Origin of the sequence: Candidatus Xiphinematobacter sp. Idaho Grape (genome assembly GCF_001318295.1) — a bacterium.
Classification (GTDB): Bacteria; Verrucomicrobiota; Verrucomicrobiia; order Chthoniobacterales; family Xiphinematobacteraceae; genus Xiphinematobacter.
Genome location: NZ_CP012665.1, coordinates 665,726 through 681,967, shown reverse-complemented (window position 1 = coordinate 681,967; position 16,242 = coordinate 665,726). Strand labels below are relative to the sequence as shown.

At 47.7% G+C, this 16,242-nt stretch carries 13 protein-coding genes and 1 tRNA gene; 10 read left to right on the top strand and 4 right to left on the bottom strand.

Annotation, left to right across the window (positions count from 1 at the left end; genetic code table 11):
- Positions 1 to 179: 179 nt before the first annotated feature.
- From AMD24_RS03210 to AMD24_RS03175, 8 genes are all read left to right on the top strand, one after another.
- Complete coding sequence (locus tag AMD24_RS03210; RefSeq protein WP_062100634.1) at positions 180 to 605, top strand: phage holin family protein; 426 nt, start codon at positions 180 to 182, stop codon at positions 603 to 605.
- A 177-nt stretch (positions 606 to 782) separates the two neighbouring features.
- The gene (locus tag AMD24_RS03205; RefSeq protein ID WP_062100633.1) at positions 783 to 1,454 is read left to right on the top strand and encodes a phosphoribosylanthranilate isomerase; all 672 of its coding nucleotides are present in this window, start codon (positions 783 to 785) and stop codon (positions 1,452 to 1,454) included.
- 19 nt (positions 1,455 to 1,473) lie between these two features.
- Positions 1,474 to 2,589, top strand: a complete 1,116-nt coding sequence (leuB, locus tag AMD24_RS03200; RefSeq protein WP_062100632.1) for a 3-isopropylmalate dehydrogenase — start codon at positions 1,474 to 1,476, stop codon at positions 2,587 to 2,589.
- An 84-nt stretch (positions 2,590 to 2,673) separates the two neighbouring features.
- Complete coding sequence (locus AMD24_RS03195; RefSeq protein ID WP_062100631.1) at positions 2,674 to 3,723, top strand: rod shape-determining protein; 1,050 nt, start codon at positions 2,674 to 2,676, stop codon at positions 3,721 to 3,723.
- 50 nt (positions 3,724 to 3,773) lie between these two features.
- A complete protein-coding gene (gene mreC / locus AMD24_RS03190; RefSeq protein WP_082383040.1) occupies positions 3,774 to 4,598 on the top strand; it encodes a rod shape-determining protein MreC in 825 nt (274 codons plus the stop codon).
- On the top strand, positions 4,595 to 5,143 hold the full coding sequence (locus AMD24_RS03185; RefSeq protein ID WP_158404374.1) for a hypothetical protein: 549 nt from the start codon (positions 4,595 to 4,597) through the stop codon (positions 5,141 to 5,143). Before mreC ends, AMD24_RS03185 begins: the two co-directional genes overlap by 4 nt.
- A gap of 10 nt (positions 5,144 to 5,153) precedes the next feature.
- The gene (gene mrdA / locus AMD24_RS03180; RefSeq protein WP_062100628.1) at positions 5,154 to 7,250 is read left to right on the top strand and encodes a penicillin-binding protein 2; all 2,097 of its coding nucleotides are present in this window, start codon (positions 5,154 to 5,156) and stop codon (positions 7,248 to 7,250) included.
- A gap of 330 nt (positions 7,251 to 7,580) precedes the next feature.
- On the top strand, positions 7,581 to 9,164 hold the full coding sequence (locus AMD24_RS03175; RefSeq protein ID WP_062100627.1) for an Rne/Rng family ribonuclease: 1,584 nt from the start codon (positions 7,581 to 7,583) through the stop codon (positions 9,162 to 9,164).
- Between the two features lie 79 nt (positions 9,165 to 9,243).
- Here the strand turns inward: AMD24_RS03175 and AMD24_RS03170 are convergent, their stop codons facing one another.
- A complete protein-coding gene (locus AMD24_RS03170) occupies positions 9,244 to 11,199 on the bottom strand; it encodes an alpha-1,4-glucan--maltose-1-phosphate maltosyltransferase (protein ID WP_082383081.1) in 1,956 nt (651 codons plus the stop codon).
- A 673-nt stretch (positions 11,200 to 11,872) separates the two neighbouring features.
- Between AMD24_RS03170 and AMD24_RS03160 the strand changes: the two genes are divergently transcribed.
- Both AMD24_RS03160 and AMD24_RS03155 read left to right on the top strand, forming a co-directional pair.
- The gene (locus AMD24_RS03160) at positions 11,873 to 12,184 is read left to right on the top strand and encodes a HesB/IscA family protein (protein WP_062100624.1); all 312 of its coding nucleotides are present in this window, start codon (positions 11,873 to 11,875) and stop codon (positions 12,182 to 12,184) included.
- Positions 12,185 to 12,314: 130 nt separating this feature from the next.
- Positions 12,315 to 13,919 carry a hypothetical protein gene (locus tag AMD24_RS03155; protein WP_148565189.1) on the top strand — a complete coding sequence of 535 codons (1,605 nt, stop codon included), beginning with the start codon at positions 12,315 to 12,317 and terminating at the stop codon, positions 13,917 to 13,919.
- A 152-nt stretch (positions 13,920 to 14,071) separates the two neighbouring features.
- Here AMD24_RS03155 and AMD24_RS03150 read toward each other — a convergent pair.
- The 3 genes from AMD24_RS03150 to ruvA all read right to left on the bottom strand — a co-directional run bounded on the left by AMD24_RS03150 (position 14,072) and on the right by ruvA (position 16,127).
- A tRNA-Ala gene (locus tag AMD24_RS03150) sits at positions 14,072 to 14,144 on the bottom strand.
- 47 nt (positions 14,145 to 14,191) lie between these two features.
- Positions 14,192 to 15,523: a hypothetical protein gene (locus AMD24_RS03145; RefSeq protein ID WP_235503177.1), complete on the bottom strand. Its 1,332-nt coding sequence runs from the start codon at positions 15,521 to 15,523 to the stop codon at positions 14,192 to 14,194.
- A 4-nt stretch (positions 15,524 to 15,527) separates the two neighbouring features.
- Positions 15,528 to 16,127 carry a Holliday junction branch migration protein RuvA gene (ruvA, locus tag AMD24_RS03140; protein WP_062100621.1) on the bottom strand — a complete coding sequence of 200 codons (600 nt, stop codon included), beginning with the start codon at positions 16,125 to 16,127 and terminating at the stop codon, positions 15,528 to 15,530.
- Positions 16,128 to 16,242 lie beyond the last annotated feature (115 nt).

Sequence of the window (16,242 nt, the reverse complement as noted above, 5' to 3'; positions counted from 1 at the left end):
CAAGCGGGCACTTTTGCTTGGCTTTCCGCCCCAGTGTTAGTAAAGCCTAGTGCCATGGCTACATTGTAATCAGTCTGATTGCTGAGCTGACGGCTGGGTATAATGGAAAGGCAAGGGGTGCAGAAGACGCGGTCATACCCCAGAGCGTTCCAGCTGTTTTCCAATTTTTATTTTTATTAATGAAAGCATTCATTATCCGGTGGGTCATCACGACAGTCGCCGTTTATGTTGCCTCAATCATCGTTCCTGGAATGCATGTAGGCTCGCTCAGTACCTTAGTAGGATCTGCCTTACTTCTTGGGATTGTAAACACCTTCGTGCGCCCGGTTCTACTATTGCTAAGTACCCCCTTTATCCTACTTACAATGGGCATTTTCATCTTTGTCATTAACGCACTGCTTCTAAGCTTTGTCTCCTGGCTATTTCCCTCTTTTCAAATAGAGGGATTTTGGAGCGCATTTCTTGGATCCTTTCTCATCAGCTCGATAAGTTGGATGCTCGGCCTATTTTTCCGCACTAGTACTAGTAGTGATGGGCATGTCCACGTCATTAGACACCACTCTACCATTAAACGTGCCGACGCCCGCATAGTTGACGACCCATGACGCAGTCCCGCCATGGGACACGGTTGAGATAATTGAGAGAAAGGAGAAATACACGGAGGTACCACCTCTCCTCCTAAGGTCAATGGAGAATCCAGAAGTTCTGCACCATAGAATAAAAAGCTGCTTTGCCTTTCACCAGGCGTGACTTGGATTACTTCATTGCTATGCTAATTACTGATGCCTCTGTTTTCTCATAGCCAGCTTCAAATTAAGATTTGTGGGTTGAAAACCTCCGAAGAAGCCAAGGTCGCTATTCATGCGGGAGCAGACGCTTTAGGGTTCAATTTTTTTCCATCTTCCAAGCGCTTCCTTTCTCCAGGGTCCGCCTTGTCTCTATTATCCACATTACCGCGCAAGGTGGCGCGTGTTGCCGTAGTCGTAAATCCTACTTCTGCAGAACTTCAGTTTCTCCTTGCGTCTTGCGCTTTCGATGCCATCCAATTTCATGGGGACGAATCTCCAGAGTTTTGCCGAAACTCCGGTTTCCCCGTTTGGATCAAAGCTATACGGGTAAGTAGCTATGAACTTACCGAAAGGCAAGTACGCTCTTTCCCAACTCCTTATCTTTTACTGGATGCCGATTCTCCTAGTGGGGTTTATGGCGGTACAGGAATGCTCATTGATCTTTCCCTAGCTAAACGTGTGATTCATGCCTTTCCACATAAGCGTTTCCTTCTGGCAGGAGGGCTACGCCCAGAAAATGTTAGGAAGGCTGTTTCTATGGTACATCCCTTTGCGGTTGACGTCTCTAGCGGCGTTGAAGACGATCTTGGGTATAAATCAGCGTCAAAAATCCAGGCCTTGATTAAGGCTGCAAGGGAAGACGTAGTAGAACATGAAAAATTGTAAGTAAAGTCTACCATATTGCATGACGGCTCAAATAGCAGTTCTTGTAGGTGATGGTATTGGTCCGGAAGTTATGGAGGAGGCTCTTCGCGTGCTCTACAAAGTACAGTCTCACTTTGGACTTCGATTGAAGTTGACCAGGCAATTGGTTGGAGGTGCTGCTATTGATGCAACTGGAGTTGCTCTTCCCCCCCAAACTTTGCAGGCTTGCGAGACTTCGGATGCTATTCTTTTTGGCTCAGTAGGTGGGCCAAAGTGGGCCTTCCTCCCACCAGAACGACAACCGGAAAGGGCTGCATTGCTTTTCTTACGCAGACACTTTTCCCTATTTGCCAATTTACGCCCTGCTATCTGTCTTCCTGCTCTTGCTCATGCCTCTCCTCTTCATCCACGTATTGTCATGAAAGGATTTAATATCCTTTGTGTCCGAGAATTAACTGGTGGACTTTATTTTGGAGAACCAAAGGGCATTAGTGAAGAAAAGGGGGAAAGAGTTGCCGTTGACACCATGGTCTACCGCGAGAGCGAAATTCGCCGCGTCGCCAAAGTTGCTTTTGACGCGGCTCTGTTACGGTCTAGACACCTTACCTCAATTGACAAAGCAAATGTCCTCCAAAATGGAGTACTCTGGCGCCGCATAGTGGATGATGTCGCCGCTCATTATCCGGACGTTTCTCTTAATCATCTCTACATAGACAACGCTGCTATGCAGCTAATTAGAAATCCATGTAACTTTGACGTGCTGCTCACTGAAAATCTGTTTGGGGATGTCCTAAGCGACGAAGTTGCTATGCTCGCCGGTTCTATAGGCATGCTCCCCAGTGCTAGCCTGAGTGCCAGAGCTACCCCCCAGGGAAGATTTGGGCTTTACGAACCTAGTGGTGGGTCAGCTCCTGATATTGCCGGGAAAGGCGTTGCTAACCCTATCGCTCAAATTCTCTCCGTAGCCATGCTTTTACGGTACTCTTTTAGCACTTCTCAATCAGCGGTTGCGGCAGCGACTGCTATTGAAAATGCAGTCTGTTCCGTTATTACCGAGGGGAGACTTCGCACTGCAGATATTTGGACAGAAGGCACGACAAAAGTAGGAACCTCGGAGATGGGCAAAGCAATCGCTGACGCTATTAGCTTCCAATAAGGAACTTCTTCCGAAAAATGACATATACCTCTCAGGTGGTGCCCGTATCGCTTCACCGGTATGCTTTTTGATTAAAAGAAGAAAATGTTTGATAAGTTACTGGGATTTTTCTCCAATGATATCGGGATTGACCTGGGCACAGCCAACACCCTGGTCTACGCGAAGGATCGTGGCATAGTTTTGCGCGAGCCTTCCGTGGTAGCTGTTCACCAAGGAACGAGCAAGGTGTTGGCTGTAGGAGATGAGGCCAAGCGGATGTTGGGGAGGACTCCTGGTAATATTGTTGCCATTCGTCCCCTAAAAGACGGTGTCATAGCTGATTTCGAAATCACTGAGGAAATGCTGCGGCATTTCATTAGTAAGGTACACAATCGAGGATACATGGTGCGTCCACGAGTAGTAATCGCCGTACCGAGCGGCATAACGGAGGTGGAAAAACGCGCCGTCAAGGACTCTGCAACTCATGCTGGCGCCAGGGAGGTTTATCTCATAGAAGAACCAATGGCAGCCGCTATTGGAGTAGGATTGCCCGTCCAGGATGCTGCTGGGAACATGATTGTCGATATTGGGGGCGGAACTACCGAAGTTGCTCTAATTTCCCTTTCTGGTATCGTCCTCAGCCGGAGTGTACGCATTGCAGGAGATGAGCTTGACGAGGCCATCTCCCAATACATGAAGCGTACATATAATCTTATGATAGGGGAGCGCACTGCAGAAGAAATTAAGATTAGGATTGGGTCAGCTTATAAACTGGATAAAGAGACGACAATGGAAGTCAAAGGGCGTGACCTGGTGGCAGGACTTCCAAAGACTATCGCTATTTCTTCACAGGAAGTCCGAGAAGCGCTCACTGAGCCTGTTGCTACGATTGTGGATTCCGTGCGCATTACACTCGAACGCTGTCCTCCTGAGCTTTCTGCAGATTTGGTAGACCGTGGTTTAGTTCTTGCCGGTGGAGGGGCGCTACTCCGAGGTTTAGATAAATTGTTGTCAGAAGCAACTGCCCTTCCTGTTCATATTGCAGAAGATCCCCTGAGTGCTGTTGCCGAAGGTACAGGAAAAGCTCTTCAGGAACTCAGTTTTTTGCGTGCAGTTGCCTCCACAGACAAATCTCAGTGGAGACAGTCAATATAGCTTACCCACCAGCCTCGTCCGCCGTTTCGTAGAAAAAACTGGCCGGTGCAATGAGAAAGATTCACGTCGCCCTACTTTTACTCGTGTTGCCAGCCGTACTAACGCTGACCAATATGCGGGCCGTACTTGTCCAGAAAATGCAGTCTAACTTCCTCTCTTTTCTCTCTCCAGTAATGAAGACCGTTGCGACAATTAAGGAAACTTTTGTTGGTTTCTTCTACTCACAGTCCTCTCTGTCTACGCCCACCCAATTGCAACGACGGATAAGCACTCTCTCTCAAGAGAGAGATAGGCTCCGTGCTACTGTCAAACTGATGCAGAGCTTGCAAGAGGAAAACAACCAGCTCCGTAGTGCACTTGCTTATCGTGAGCGCTCCGTTTTTCATTTGGTCCCTGCTCGTGTAATCTCTTACAGCGCCTCTATCTGGTGGAGCACTATCCTAATTGACCATGGCTTTCAAGATGGGGTCGAGCTAGACATGCCTGTCATTACGGAAGTTGGATTGGTAGGAAAAGTTATCACCGTCGGAAAGGGCGTTTCTACTGTTTTGCTTGTCACAGATGAAAATTGTAAGGTGGCTGCCACAGTGGAAGGAACACGGGAAAAGGGTATCACCAGTGGTCATCGGATCTCTACCAGCAACTCTACACTCCTGGAGTTAAATTTCCTCTCCAAGGATGCCCAAATCGAATCTGGAAAGCGGGTTTATACCGTTGGGGTCAGTAGGGGGATCTTCCCTCCTGGAATCCTTATAGGGACTATTAGGTGTGTCCATTCTAGAGAACTAGATAGCCAGGCACAGCTGGAGCCTGCCGTTGATCTTTCTCATCTGGAAGATAAGGATGTCTTCGTCATAGCAAAAGGGACCAGATGAGGTCTATATCTCTGCTTATTATCTTCTCTGTCTCCACGTTGTCTTCTTTCATCATCCAAGATTGTTTGCCACCTTTGAATGGCCTGCAACCCACGCACATCCTGCTCACGCCCATTTTATTTACCTATGGTGCCCTCTCTCTTCCATTTTCCGCCATGCTAGTACTGGCAGCGTTCACCGGGTTTTTTACTGATCTCTCCACCTTCCAGGTAGTCAGTGGAACGATTGAAATCGGGATAGGCTGGTCCATTCTTGCCTACTCCGTACTAGGTGCACTTGTACAACACGTCAGAGATAAGACACTCCTGCGAGGAGTGTGGTGGCTGCACCCCTTCTTAAGTGCCGTATGTACATTTTCTCTGCTCTCTTTCCACTACATCGCGATCGCTCTACACAGAGACGGCATTATTTTCAATACAACCGTCGTTTGGAAGGTCTGCCTTCCCGCTATGATAGCCTTCCTGCTCTCCCCCGTAATAGGGGTCCCCTTCGCGGTCCTAGAAACCACCTTGTTTCCTAGGAAGCAGACAGGCCAGAAACCATAAAGACTTCTTTATGAACCGGAAGCGGACAAAACTCCGATTATACTTCCTAGCTGCCATTATTCTCCTCGCGCTCGGCGCAGTTACTACAAAATTGTGGTATATTCAAATCATCAAATCAGCTGATTACCGTGCGCGTACTGACGCACGCTCCAAGCTTACTATACGGATTCCAGCTGTACGTGGGGAAATTCGTGACCGCAACGGAATACCGCTAGTCCAAAACCGAGCCAGCTTTGATATGGACTTCTACTTACCTGCTGTAGTGCGCGCCTACAAACAAATCTATGGCCACCCGCCCCAGATTAGTCATCGAGCTGCTATAGGCAATATGATCAAGGATCTGACCGAGGATGATATCGTCGCTGTTGTCAAGCAAATGCTTATTTTTCGACTGGAAGACCTTGGACTTATGCACAGTTTCAATTTCGACAAACTCCAGACACACTATCGGGGTAGCGTCGAGATTCCCTTTCATTACCGCCGGGATATCGATTTCGATACTGTGGCCTGCCTTAGCGAAAATAATGCTACATTACCAGGAGTAACAGTCGCCATGCAGCCTATTCGTCGTTATGTCTATGGGGCCATGGCGGCACACGTGCTAGGTTATGTAGGCATGCCGCGCCATATCAATCGGAAGGAAGCCTCTAAATTCTCTTTCTTTCAGCCAGATATAGAAGGGAAATCTCAGATTGAACTCTATGCGAATGAGTGGCTAAAAGGTACTCCTGGAATACGCGTACTTCGGAGCAAGATAAGAGGGGGTGTTGCTGAGGAAGAAGTCAGTACGATTGTCCCAAAGCGTGGGAGTGATGTCTACCTTACCATTGATGCCCGCATCCAATATATTTCGGAAAAAGCCATGCGCGCCGTCGGTAGGGGCGCTGCTGTGGTAGTGGATCCCAACAGCGGAGATGTTCTCGCTATGGTGTCAGTTCCTTCCTTTGATCCAAATAAATTCATTCCCGCAATTAGTGCAAGGGACTGGAACACTCTGATTGCTGATCCCACAAATCCATTGATCAACCGCTCCATTGGCGCTTACGCTCCTGGTTCTGTCTATAAGATTGTCACCGCACTTGCCGGTCTTTCTAAAAGGCTCGGACACAAGCCTTTTACTTGTACCGGTGGCATCCAATATGGGAATAAATACATGCAGTGTTGGGTTGTCCAGAAGCACCTGCGCTCCCACGGAATCCTTACTCTCTCCGAGGCCCTAGAAGTTTCCTGCAATGCTTTTTTTTACCAGTATGGAAACGCCACAGGCATCGATCAAATTGTGCAGACTGGAAGTATGCTCGGGCTAGGGCAAAAAACCGGAATCCCTCTTGCCGGAGAATCTTCTGGCCTCCTCCCTACTCCAGGGTGGCTTTCCACTCTCAATCCTGCAGAGAGATGGTCCACAGGTTATACAGCCAACACATCTATCGGTCAGGGTTTCGTGCTCACTACTCCCCTTCAAATGGCCCTCCTTACTGCAACGATCGCTAATGGCGGCATCACCTACTACCCTCGCCTAATTGACCGCGTTGTTTCCCCAAACGACTGCATCGTTACTAGAGAGCCTACTAAGGTTATTCGAACAAATCTTCTCGATAAAAATGGAGGGATACGACCAGAGGACTTTGAGTTAGTACGTGATGGCCTGTGGAGAGTTGTCAACTCCAAGAGGGGTACAGGAGGGAAAGTACGCGTGCAAAATGTTTCTGTGGCTGGCAAGAGTGGGACTGCTCAATTTTGGCGTGACCACATTAAGGACAACCGGGTCTGGTTTGTTGCCTTTGCCCCATTTGAAAAACCTAAATACGCTGTGTGCGTTATGGTAGAAGGGGCGCAGTCTGGTGGTAGCGTTGCTGCCCCCATCGTAAAAAAAATCCTCGGGGATATTCTCGCTATGGAGAACGGTAAAGAGCCCCACTTGACTGCACTGAGTCCGGCTAAAGGGGACTTTTCTCAAATTGAATCGGTAGATTTTGAAGACACCCTCCCCAGCGTAGGGGCTAAAACCATTGAGAACGAAGGAGTTGCTAAAACTCTAGTCACTCCGGGCCTACACGCTGCAGGTAGTAAGGCAACACAGGCCACGCAACCCGATATTAGTGGATAAAGGGGCAGATATAGAAGGATCTGCATTTAAACAACCTCCGCTTAAAGCAAGAATCAGGAAATTTTCTAACCTTCATCGAACCGAAACACAACACTCCTTCCATCCCCCAAGGGAAGACGTGTAAGAGTAAGGGGGAGTCAGTGCTTTTACTATGATTTTCCAGAAAGAGTTCAACAAAAAGGGGGAAAGGCCCCTCATCCCTCGCAGCCATTGTGCAACTTTTCCTAGCGTAATGCACTAGTTTTTAGAGAAAGAGCTCACTCTCTTCTCTATTCTTTTACATGCAGCAGCGTGGATTAGTCTGCAGCTCCTGCCGTTCCTTTATCTTCCATGATTGAATCAGTAAAACGCCTCCTTGGTTTTGGTAAAAAGAAACTTGATATCATCCTCGTTGTGAGCTGCGAAAAGCTTGAAAAGCGCGTCGCACTTTTGGAGGGCGGTCTCCTAGAGGAGTACTCTACAGAGAGGGAAACAGAACGCAACGTCGTTGGTGCTATCTTCAAAGGGAAGGTACGTAATATTGAGCCTGGAATTAAGGCTATGTTTGTCGATATTGGCTTTGGAAAAAATGCCTTCCTCCAGTTCTGGGATGCTATCCCAGCAGCATTAGACAGTGGAGTTGAAACCATTAGCCGCGGTGGAAAGGAAAAAAATCCCCCTGCAAGTAAGAGGGTCACGGCCAAAGATGTCCCCTCCATTTACCCTGTTGGTTCAGAGATTATGGTCCAGGTAAGGAAGGGGCCTATCAGCAACAAGGGACCTAGAATTACGACGGACATCAGTTTACCAGGACGCTACTTGGTCCTTATGCCATTTAACGACCAGTGTGGCATTTCACGCAAAATTGAAGACCCTAGAGAACGCGAGCGTCTACGCACCATTTTAAGAAAACTTCGTCTTCCTGAAGGGATAGGCCTCATTATCCGCACAATTGGACAAAAACAACGTGAGCGGTTCTTTGTGCGTGACTTAAGCCTCTTGCTAGAGCAATGGCAGCAAATCCAAACTGGAATGGAGGAAAAGACTGCCCCTGCCGTACTCTCATCAGAACCGGATCTTATCGACCGTACGGTACGGGACTTCCTTACAGATAGCGTGGATGCCGTATACTTAGACGACAGGCAAGCATGTGAGCGTATGCAAACCCTAATTGGACATATTTCTAGACGTGCTCGCAATAAGGTCCACCTCTATAGTGGACAACAGCCTATCTTTGAAAGTTTTGGCGTCCAGAAGCAAATTGAGGCAGCTTTTCTACAGAAAGTGTGGCTGCCATGCGGTGGCTATATTGTCATTGACGAAACAGAGGCTATGATTGCCGTCGACGTCAATACAGGTCGTAATAAAGGGACAAAGGACATAGGAAAAACTATTCTTCAAACTAACCTTGAAGCTGCGGATGAAATTGCTCGCCAACTTCGCCTTCGGAATATTGGGGGTATCATCGTCGCAGACTTTATTGATATGAAGAACCGTAGAGACCAACAGGCCGTCTACCAAAGACTCCGTGAACGTCTCAGGCGGGACAAGGCACGCACGAATGTCCTTCCCATTTCTCCATTGGGTCTCATGGAGATGACTCGTCAGCGTGCCAAAGAAAGTTTAGCAAGTGTTCACTATCTTGGTTGTCCTTACTGTCACGGGCATGGCACTGTCAAGAGTCCAACAACGATGAGCGTCGAACTTCAAAGAGCCATCCACTCCGTCATGCGCAGGCATGTCAACAGCGTCCATGAAATTAGAATTACCGTGCACCCCGATCTTCTGAGTCGCTTACGTACAGAGGACGAAGAGCTGCTTCTAGATATTGAGCGCCACTACGCCGTGCGACTGAGCTTCCGCACAGACCCCAACTTCCATCATGAGAGATTTACGATTTTAAATGCTATAACCAATGAGGAGATGGGACCCTAATACATTTTAGGGTCAAGGGACTATTTCGTTGCACATGAAATTGGGTGAATGCTAAGTACACCTCCCATTTCCAGGTCGATCATCGCCGTAAACGCAATATATGCGCTGGGCATGAGGGGTTCAGGGCCACATAATTTTGATCCCTAGCCCAGGAAAATCTCTCTCCACTGAGCAAATCCTCTAGTTGATAAGTGTCCTGCTCCACATAACCAAACTCCTCGAGAGGAACATTGACGTAGGCAGACTGTGGCTTATGTGGATCCAGACTGACCACAACAAGGAGGACATTGTTTTTGGAAGGAGTAGATTTGCTGTAGAACAGAATTTGGTCGTTGTCCGCGGGATAAAATCGGAGACTTTCATAAAAACGCAGCGCCCTATTTTCTCGGCGAATCCTATTAAGTGCAGTGAGGTAATTCTTAATGTTTTCAGGAGCATTCCAGTCTCGCTCTTTAAACTGATATTTTTCTGAATTCAGATACTCCTCACCACCTGGAATCGCAGCATTCTCACACAGCTCAAAACCACTATAAATGCCATAAACTGTGGCCAGTGTGGCCGCCAAGATGGCACGAATTTGAAACCCAGCGCGTCCTCCTCGCTGAAGAAAATACGGCAAAATATCCGGAGTATTGGTAAAGAGGTTTGGGCGAAAAAATTCCTTCATTTCTGACTGAGTAAGTTCAGTAAAATACTCCATGAGCTCCCGCTTGGTATTTCTCCAGGTAAAATAAGTATAGCTCTGGGTAAAGCCTACCTTTGCAAGCAATTGCATCATTTTTTGGTGGGTAAAAGCCTCACTTAAAAAGATAGCCTGCGGATATTTCTCCTGAACCTTGGAAATGATCCACTCCCAAAAAAATATGGGTTTTGTATGTGGATTGTCTACGCGAAAGATAAGTACCCCGCGGGCACACCAGAATAGTAGCACCTGAAATAGTTCCTCCCAAAGAATCCTCCAATTCTTAGCGTAAAAGTTGAGTGGAAAAACGTCCTCATACCTTTTAGGTGGATTTTCCGCACACTTAATGGAGCCATCTGGACGCCAAAAAAACCACTCGGGATGGTCGCGAAGATAAGGGTGATCTGGAGAACAATTGATGGCAAAGTCCAATGCAACTTCCATACCCCGCTTATGTACTTCCGAAACCAACCATTCGAAATCCCTGAGTGTTCCCAACTCAGGTGCTATATCCCGATGTCCACCACCCATTTCCCCTTGGCGGAAGTTGCCGATTGCGTAGGGTACTCCTGGATCTCCAGGCATACACCTTGGGGCATTATTTCTCCCCTTGCGGTTAGTTTCTCCAATAGGATGAACCGGTGGGAAGTAGACAACGTCAAACCCCATTTCCTTCGCATCGTCGATTCTGTTTAGACAATTTCGCAATGTCGACCCTGACTCTGCTTTTCCTTCCGCTGAACGTGGGAAAAACTCATACCACGCTGCGAAAACCGCTCTTTGACGATCTACACGCACCCTTCGAGTGGGTAATAACACTGCAGAAAGCGATCGCTCTCCCCAATACATCATCAGTGCGATCAACTTAGGATCCTTGCAGAGGGAATGTAACTGTTCGGTGTTGGCTTGCCGAGCCGTTTCGGAAAACTTTTCCAAGATTGAAGCATCGGTGGTCGCACCTGCATTCTGAGCAGCTGTTTCTATAAATTGAGATCCCTCTAAAGCCTCACTACGGAGCTCATACATGCCGCCATCGAATTTCTTACAAATTTCCTGCTGCCAGGAAAGGAACTCGTCTTGCCATGCTTCGATAGTATACTCCCACATTCCTACCTTAAGTAGGGGGAATGCCCCCCTCCATCGATTGTTTTCCAGGGCAAACATCATCCCCTCGTTCCATACTTTTTCGCCCACAAATCGCCACTTTAGGACGGCCCTGAGAACTCCACACCCTTCCTTAAAAATGTCTGCCTCAATGCAAAGGTCCCCTCCCACTGCCCGTTTTAGAGGAAACTTTCCGCAATCCAGCTCTGGAGTAAGGTGCTGAATAACGATAGCGGCTGGTTGTTTCACGGGATAGTTTACCACTGGAAAGTTTACTAGAGTATACCCCTGCCTTAAGAGAACTTCCCTTACCGTCCCTCAAGCTAACCTTCCTTCAGAAGAGCTATCATGACGCAAGAACTTTGAAAACTCACAGTTCAAAACCAGCTGATAAGATATCTCCAGGACCTTACCACATAAAATTCGTGAGGTACTTCTACTCTAAAGGTCCAAAAAACAACCTGGATTTCCGGGCTTTCGGATAGTGGCGCAATGCTGAGGAAAGGGCCAAGCAGACTTGGCCCCCTTTCTAAGGGGACATGACCATAGGTTTTTTTGAAAAAACTGCACTGTTTTTTGGCCAAAATTGATTTTCACAAAAGACGTGCCTCACACTGCTAATCCAACATCCGTTCGCTTTTCTAGGAAAAGCTCTAGCCCGCCCTGCCTAGCAGGAAGGAACATCCTTCTCAATCCTAATTAGACAGGAGACTACTTCTTTACACGCGCCACGCCCAGCTATGTAGCTATCAAACTGTGTGCGCCAAAAATTTCTAGGCCTCTTTTATAACCGCGGTTTTTAAGACGATTATCGGAGACAGTTGGACATGATACGCTCCTCTTGTTAAAACTTCGAAGTCACCCATTATGAGATGATGAGATGATTTGACTTCCGCGTGCGATAGTTCTTAGATTGGGCCGCATGGTGGAGATGAGCCAAAGTGCGGCTCGGCATCTTGCTGAGCTCCTAGCTGCTGGTGGGAGGGGGTTGTGCATTTCTTTGGAGCGTGGCTGGTGTACAGGATTAGGGTATGTGATGTCTCTGGGCTTCCAGGGGGACGGAGATGTGGTCCTTACATGCGAGGGGAGTCGTGTTTTCGTTGATCAGGAAGGTGTTCCTTATCTAAGTGGGAGCACTTTGAATTACGAGGATTTCCTCAACGGGAGTGGTTTCCACATTCAAAATCCCCAGGCATCTCGCAGCTGTGGGTGTGGAACTGAGATAGCTTCATAGTTTTTCTCTTCATCTGCGACTTGGCCGAGAGATCTCACTACTGCTATTTCCGGCAGCCCACGCTTGAAGGCAGGGGAGATGTTAACCCTGTCCTCTAACAAACTTGAAGAGCACTTGGATGGCAAAACTCGTGAGGCTTGAAGAAGGCGACGATTTGTCTATTAGCGGCCGGCGGAGAGGGGATAAGAATGGGCTATTCTCCTGGACCGTTTTTATTCTCTTCCTCACATTATTCGCCGTGTTCTGCTGGTTAGGAAGTTACTACATTTTCGGATATCCGGAAAAACCCCTAAGTTACGAGGCTCTTAGAAAGCTAAGAAAATTGGAGAATATCCAAAAATTCGAGCTGACAACTGCACCAAAAGGGGAGTTTTTAGATCCGAAGGCTCTCTCCCGACGATATGGGGCAATGGGCCCTAGAGTGCTAGATAGCGCTAATGCTCGGTTGCTGCGCAACTTTATCCGCAATTACAAGGAAACACGCGATCTAGTTCCCTACGTTGTTGGGACTTATACCATCCTTGACTCATTTGATCTAAGTGCTCGTAACCTTTTCTCTTCTGGTGTAGTTGTCCTCGCCCAATCTATAGACTCTCCGAGCGTGCTACTAGAGAGTGTCTTTACTGCCAGACAACGGGTAGTACCTCTTCTTCAGAGAACCCTCCTCACCGGGCTGAACATCCGCCTAGAAAGGCGGTTTGATCTTTCTGCATTAATCCACGCAAAGCGCACAACGGACGGACGTATGCTTTTTACCACTCTCCCGATCCTTTACGGGAGTTACTCTTCCTACCATGGTCCCGGAAGCTTTTCTCTATCCCCCCCTGCTTTTCTCAATATTAGAGCAGGTCTTCCAATTCTCTCCCAAGAAGAAATAGAAGCCGCCAGTAGAACCTATCGCCTCCACCGCAGGCAATCTGAACTGGAGACTTCCCTAGCAAAATCTCAATCCTTTCACAAAAAGGACACCCCTCCACGTACTCTTACCTCTAATACAACGGGATCTTCTAAAGAAGGCCAGCTCATACGCATTGAAAGACCGGTACCTCCACCAGAGAAAACTGCTGGTGCTTCCCTAGAGAGTTATTCTCACCACTCACCTACTTTTCCCCGGAACGTCCAACCTAAAAAGGCACAAACCGTACTCCCTATTTTTATGCAGGAAACAAAAATGACTCAAGCAACACCAATTCAATCGGATGCTATACCTCCTACTCCAGTGGTGGAATGCACACATCCCTCGAAGGGGATCACATCCTCCGTCTCTTCAGCTCAACCAGAAGATCTCTTCTTGAGTTCTTCTTCTACCTCTCATGTCCCTTCTTTGCCAACTTTTTCCGTAACTACTCCACTTACCAATCTTTCTACTGGAAGCTGGCAGACCTATAGGGCAGGTCAAATGCCTTTAGGGAGACTAGTGGATATTTCGGAGCTACAACCACCCATAAAACATAGACTCTGGAACGAACGAGTCTACCTTAAAGGTGGCTTTCGAGTAACTGCCTCTTTCCACAACCGAGTCGTACTTCGCCCTCAAAGCTTGAGACCACTTTCCTTCCTAAATCACCGTTGTGCAAAGGTCCGCGTCATTGTCGAATTTCCTTCCCACTTAGCCACCCCAAAATTAGGCTCTTCCCTCCTTCGCGGGAAGCGCCGCCCTTTCCTCATCATAGATATCCAGAGATCTCCAGCCGGCACAACTAATATATTTGCCAGAGAAGTTACCCATGATTAGCAGCACCTGCCAAGCATTCTCCCCCCTTATTCTTTCTAGGTTGGAAAGAATAAGGGGGGATGCTGGTCCGGTTTTTCCCTTACTTCCAGTACAGTTTCTTAAAAAGGTGATGAGCAGGAAAATATCCCCGCAGATGAATAGAAGTCTATCAGTGGAGGCATGGGGATTCGAACCCCAGACCTTCTCATTGCGAACGAGACGCTCTACCAGCTGAGCTATACCCCCAGTCCGGCTTGCTTTTACTTAAGAGAAGCCAAGTGTCAACTTTATTACTAGGCTGAGATGCTGGGAACCAGAATGGCCTCAGGCATCCCATGAATGAGTTTTTTGTCAGCAGGAACAATCGTGGCAAGCACTCCTCCAAGCACTGTCTGGGGTACACGTACATAGGTAGTAAAGTAGTATGGACAAAGACGAACCCGGCCTTGCAGTAAATGTATAGAATTGTCCGCCTCTACATAGGAGTGTTCCACTATTCGCCCTTTATAAAACCTTTGGAGTATCCATGGATTAGTCTCGAACTCAATAAGTGCCCTCTGAATGGCTTTGGACCATCGTTCTTGCGGTATATCCTGAGCTACAATAACCCCGCGTGACCCCCAGGCGAGTTCAGAGAACCCGCTGACCTTTAAAACAAGTTCACGTTGTTTTTGACTAAATTGTGCTAGACGAGTCCAGTCTTGGATCTCCAAGTATGGGAGGACTGCATGCGGCGGTAAGGGTGTAGGATCAACAATCCAACTATAGGGGATGACTTTTTTCAGAGCCACAAAGGTACGCTTACCTAATGTTCGTAGCCAGAAATGCTCCAAGGGTTGCATCCAAAACAAGGCAAACCAGATCTTTTCCTCCAAGGCAGGTTTCAATGGTGGGGTAACAGAAATTTTTTTAGAGAGAAGCTTTGCTTTTAAAGTCTCAGCAGCAGAGATATTCTTCAGGTCAAAATTTTCAAAGAAGCGATATACATTGGATTGCCAATCCCCCCTCGGGACAGCATCAAAAACCCGGAACTTTTTTCCATCTAGCGTATCCTTATTAAGCCGCTGTGCCAACCACTGCATTTCTGGGCGATAAGCTCCTGATTCTTCCGAAACCAAAATATCCCCCCCAGGAAAAACGCTACGAAACGCCCTCAGCATCCCATCACGGCCGCCTAAGATTGGTATGCCTATATCCGCATAAACCTCATTTAGACAGGCCATTAGGCCAATACCCCCAGGCACGCTGTCCAGCTCAGTGGCAATAATTCCCTCTCTAGTCAAGACAAGGTCCGGACGCAATACCCTAGGAAGATCGTTGGTGAACACTTTTTCTCTCTGGAAAGCAACGAGTCCTGGAGGTTTTCCGCGATCCAGTAGTTCAGAAATCCATAGGGGACTCCTTCCATCGCAACTCAGGCGGTAGAGCAAATTGCATGCTTTAATAAAAAGAGCGAGCCGATCTCCGAGTTGATGGATTTCTTCCAAAAGAGAAGGTGACAATGGAAAGGGATCTGGAGAGACTCTCCACGATTTTTCGTGAAAGAATCTTCCTTCCGGAAAAGCATCCCGAATACGTGCCGCCCTCCAAAGGGCTGCTTGCCTAGACAGTACTTCTACGCTCACGGAACTATAGTTTAAGGGCTTTTCGGACCAACTCTTCTGAGGAAACCAGTCCATGCGAGTGTTTCAGTACTTGATACACCATTCGGCGAGCTTCCGGTTTCCTATAACCTAAGGACATTAAAGCAAAGACCGCATCACTAGCATTGGCGGAAGCATGCTTATCTATGTGAGTGAGGCCGACTTCTTCCCATTCTGCTACTACACCTAGTTTATCCCTTAACTCCAGGATCACCCGCTCAGCTGTCTTCCTTCCCATGCCGTTGACACACGAAATAGTTGTCAGGTCCGAACGGATCACAGCAGCCTTAAAGGCATCCACGCTCATCCTACTTAGGATAGAAAGTGCCAACTTGGGTCCTACACCTGATACACGTTGTACCAAAAGTCGAAAAAGATCCCTTTCGTCGGAAGAAATGAATCCGTAAAGGACATGGCTGTCCTCCCGAACAAGCAGGTGGGTCAAAATCCGCACTTTTTCCCCTATCTTTGGTAATTGACAAATGATAGATGTAGGAACGTGAAGCTGATAGCCAACCCCATGCACGTTGATTGCAATCTGCGCAGGCAATATCTCGGATAAGATGCCCTCTAAAAAGGCAATCATGGTACACCTCTAGCTCGCTTACTTCCACTAAAAAGGTTAAGTCTCCACCCCCAAGTAGAGCTTCTTGTTCTGTAGTACTCAGTTCCGATCACAAGTTTTTTCCATCACTTCCTTT

Excerpts from the sequence above, each read along its gene's own strand:
- mrdA (WP_062100628.1), top strand. The coding sequence starts at position 5,154 with ATGAACCGGAAGCGGACAAAACTCCGATTATACTTCCTAGCTGCCATT.
- AMD24_RS03205 (WP_062100633.1), top strand. The coding sequence starts at position 783 with ATGCCTCTGTTTTCTCATAGCCAGCTTCAAATTAAGATTTGTGGGTTG.
- ruvA (WP_062100621.1), bottom strand. The coding sequence starts at position 16,127 with ATGATTGCCTTTTTAGAGGGCATCTTATCCGAGATATTGCCTGCGCAG.
- AMD24_RS03175 (WP_062100627.1), top strand. The coding sequence starts at position 7,581 with ATGATTGAATCAGTAAAACGCCTCCTTGGTTTTGGTAAAAAGAAACTT.
- AMD24_RS03160 (WP_062100624.1), top strand. The coding sequence starts at position 11,873 with ATGGTGGAGATGAGCCAAAGTGCGGCTCGGCATCTTGCTGAGCTCCTA.
- AMD24_RS03195 (WP_062100631.1), top strand. The coding sequence starts at position 2,674 with ATGTTTGATAAGTTACTGGGATTTTTCTCCAATGATATCGGGATTGAC.
- mreC (WP_082383040.1), top strand. The coding sequence starts at position 3,774 with ATGAGAAAGATTCACGTCGCCCTACTTTTACTCGTGTTGCCAGCCGTA.
- AMD24_RS03185 (WP_158404374.1), top strand. The coding sequence starts at position 4,595 with ATGAGGTCTATATCTCTGCTTATTATCTTCTCTGTCTCCACGTTGTCT.
- AMD24_RS03210 (WP_062100634.1), top strand. The coding sequence starts at position 180 with ATGAAAGCATTCATTATCCGGTGGGTCATCACGACAGTCGCCGTTTAT.
- leuB (WP_062100632.1), top strand. The coding sequence starts at position 1,474 with ATGACGGCTCAAATAGCAGTTCTTGTAGGTGATGGTATTGGTCCGGAA.